This is a genomic window from Companilactobacillus bobalius (assembly GCF_009764355.1).
In genome coordinates, this window is sequence record NZ_LNUA01000054.1 from 1 (window position 1) to 1,417 (window position 1,417).

The 1,417-nt window shown below is 34.3% G+C and carries 3 protein-coding genes; all 3 read left to right on the forward strand.

The genetic code is table 11. From position 1 onward, the window contains the following. The coding region (locus tag ATN92_RS12710) for an alpha/beta hydrolase (protein ID WP_158106793.1) at nucleotides 1-701 on the forward strand (701 nt) is incomplete at its 5' end. A 9-nt stretch (nucleotides 702-710) separates the two neighbouring features. Beyond that, the gene (locus ATN92_RS12715; protein WP_056950823.1) at nucleotides 711-1,187 is read left to right on the forward strand and encodes a hypothetical protein; all 477 of its coding nucleotides are present in this window, start codon (nucleotides 711-713) and stop codon (nucleotides 1,185-1,187) included. Next, the coding region (locus ATN92_RS12720) for a TSUP family transporter (protein ID WP_158106794.1) at nucleotides 1,187-1,417 on the forward strand (231 nt) is incomplete at its 3' end. The genes ATN92_RS12715 and ATN92_RS12720, both read left to right, overlap by 1 nt.

Consider the following 1,417-nt stretch of genomic DNA (forward strand, 5'->3'; position numbering starts at 1 on the left):
ATCATAGTAAGTTATACGGTTGGTTTACTGATAATCAGAGTTCCACAACCGTTATTTTGGTTCACGGATTCGGAGTCGATCATAAATCGTTAGACGTTCATGCACAGTTATTTGATAAATTAGGTTTTAATACATTACAAATTGATAATCAAGCTGCCGGTAGAAGTGAAGGTAAGTATTTGGGCTTTGGTTATATTGAGAGTTTGGATCTATTAGAATGGATCAAGGAAGTCATCGCTAAATATCCTGAGAATAAAATTATTTTATTTGGTGCCTCTATGGGTGCAGCGACCGTCATGTTGACAACACAGTATCAATTGCCAAAGAATGTTAAACTGGTGATTGAAGATTCTGGATATACGAGTGCTTCGAACATCTTGAGTTATCACTGTCAAAAAAGGTATCATATTAAAGGCAGATATTTGATTAAGGGAATCTCACTAGTCTCAAAAATACGAGCTGGTTTTTCATATGCGCAAGCGGATTGTACAAAGGCATTGTCTAAGAATACTTTACCGATTTTATTTATGCATGGTAAAAATGATTTTACCGTACCGTTTGAAATGCGTGAAAAGTTATTAACATGTGGAAAATTCCCGAGAATGTCTTATGAAAGTCAAGGGGTTCATATACGGAGCTACTATGTGGATTCTAAAAAATATCAAGGTGCTGTGGAAAACTTTTTGAAATTGTACCTCTAGGAGAAAATAATGAAAATTAAAGTTACCGATTTTATTGAAAATATTCAAGACGAAAAATTCAAACAGACTAAGTTAGATATAAGTAAGGATGACTTACTCCAAGAAGATCTTTGGTCATTAAATAAGGCTAAGGAACAATTGGAAAAAGATTTGGCTGATAATGAGCTTTCACAAGTAATTATTCATGTTGCAGATGCTGAATTTCCAATCGATTTTTATTTAGAAAGTGGAATTATCAATCTACCATTCGCAGATGCTAAGAAAGTAACACATTTCTTTGACGATGATGCTGAAGTTGAGACAAAGATTTATCTCTCAACTAGTTGCGATTATTTGAACGCCTCTAAGTTCCATATTGACTTAATTTCTGAAAATAGCTTAAAAAATGATGAAATAAAGCACACAATGGATATAATGAAAGGGAACTATGAAACTTCTCTAGAGAATTTCTCTAAAAAAGATGAAGACGAGAAAGAGGAAAAATAATGAATTCAATGCTACTACTTTTAGTAATGGGAGTAGGAGCTGGAGTTCTTGGTGCAATTTTGGGGATTGGTGGCGGAATGATTATTACGCCAGTTCTAACTATTATGATGGGATTAGATATTAAGTATGCGATTGGTGCTAGTATCATCTCAGTTATTGCAACGAGTTCTGGCTCTACAATTGCGTACTTAAAAGACGACATGTTAAATTTGCGTGTGGCCATGTTCTTG

Excerpts from the sequence above, each read along its gene's own strand:
- ATN92_RS12715 (WP_056950823.1), top strand. The coding sequence starts at position 711 with ATGAAAATTAAAGTTACCGATTTTATTGAAAATATTCAAGACGAAAAA.